Source organism: Vibrio sp. 10N.222.55.A1, from assembly GCF_041473835.1.
GTDB classification, from domain to species: domain Bacteria; phylum Pseudomonadota; class Gammaproteobacteria; order Enterobacterales; family Vibrionaceae; genus Vibrio; species Vibrio crassostreae_C.
This window is the reverse complement of record NZ_JBFRSX010000096.1, coordinates 1-1,339: the sequence shown is the minus strand read 5'-3', so window position 1 is coordinate 1,339 and position 1,339 is coordinate 1. Positions and strand designations below refer to the sequence as shown.

The 1,339-nt window shown below is 43.0% G+C and carries 1 protein-coding gene; it reads right to left on the bottom strand.

Annotation, left to right across the window (positions count from 1 at the left end; genetic code table 11):
- Nucleotides 1-231: 231 nt before the first annotated feature.
- Entirely contained in the window at nt 232-1,263 is a 1,032-nt protein-coding gene (locus tag AB4493_RS21195) for an IS110 family transposase (protein WP_102398621.1), read from the bottom strand.
- Nucleotides 1,264-1,339 lie beyond the last annotated feature (76 nt).

The following is a 1,339-nucleotide window of genomic DNA, read 5'->3' as shown; positions in this document are numbered from 1 at the left end:
TATATGGAATCCACGTATTTACAAAGTGATTTTGGCAATAAAAGTTAAGATGCGGTCGTATATTCGGCTTCTTATTGAAGGAGCTACCCTCTAGCCTTTGATGTTTTGCGCACCTACTGTCCTTATCGCGCTAGCAGCTTTTTACAGCATGACAGAATGGCCAGGTTCTCAGTAGGTTGGTCTTACCTTTTATGCATCATCATTTTGTAAAATTTAAAAATTTGGTAGTGATTAATGAGTGAGTAATACTGGTTTATATTCAGTCTCATACCGAAGCATTGCCCACGCAGTACGTACCACTTTGTTAGCCAGTGCAATGCAGGCCTTCTTGAAGCCGATACGATCTATGATGCTCCTCAACCAAGCGTCCTTCTGAGTCTTCGGTTTTTCGGGTAGTCGCCCAACGTATGACATTGCGCCAAGATAAAGAAGCGAGCGTAGCTCCTTCACACCACCGCATTTATCGATCCCAATCATAAAAACTTTGCCTCCTGAACTGTGCTGTTTAGGTGTAAGACCAACAAATGCTGAAGCTTGTCTTCCATTCTTGAACTGCTTTCCATCACCAAGAGTTGTATAGAGCATCGCAGCAGTTGTTTCACCAACCCCTTCAATGCCCATTAATCGTTGGCACGGCTCTATCTGACGGGTTAAAGCATTTTTCTCTTTTTCGAATGCGATGAGTTTTGCTTTAAGTTCTTTATATTGCTCCCAAAGCATCGACAGAACGGATACGACATTGGAGGGTATTGGTGTATCGCCATCAAGCACGGTTTGAACCGACGCTTTTAAGCCTTTTTCACCTCTAGGGTTTGCTATCCCGTAGCCCAAAATTGTCCCTCTAATGTGAAGAGCTAGGGAAACAACACTACGAGATAAGAATCTACGGCTAGTTTCTAAAGAATGCATAGCTTGTTGTTCCAATGACTTTGGACGACTGTACTTGATACCAATTTGTATAGCGGCGTTAGCGATGGCGAGAGCATCATTATGATCCGTTTTATGACCTTCTAGGTATCCTTTCACCTTCTTAGGGTTAATGATTCGGACTTCATGCCCAAGTTTTTCTGCTAATTGCCCCCAGTAATGGCAACCGCAACAACCTTCCATGGCGACAATCGAAGGCTTAGCCTTTGCCAAGAACTCTTTCATCTTCTGGCGACTCAGAGGTTTATTGGACATTAGCTCACCATGAATGCTGATATGGCAGGCTTGAAGAACATTTTTTGCTAAGTCGATAGCGATAACATTTTTAGTCAACATATTGGAACCCTCGGTTTTTTCTCACACTCCTAAGTCTAGATTGCTAAGGAGGGAGTGGATTCCATACATCACGTTA

Excerpts from the sequence above, each read along its gene's own strand:
- AB4493_RS21195 (WP_102398621.1), bottom strand. The coding sequence starts at position 1,263 with ATGTTGACTAAAAATGTTATCGCTATCGACTTAGCAAAAAATGTTCTT.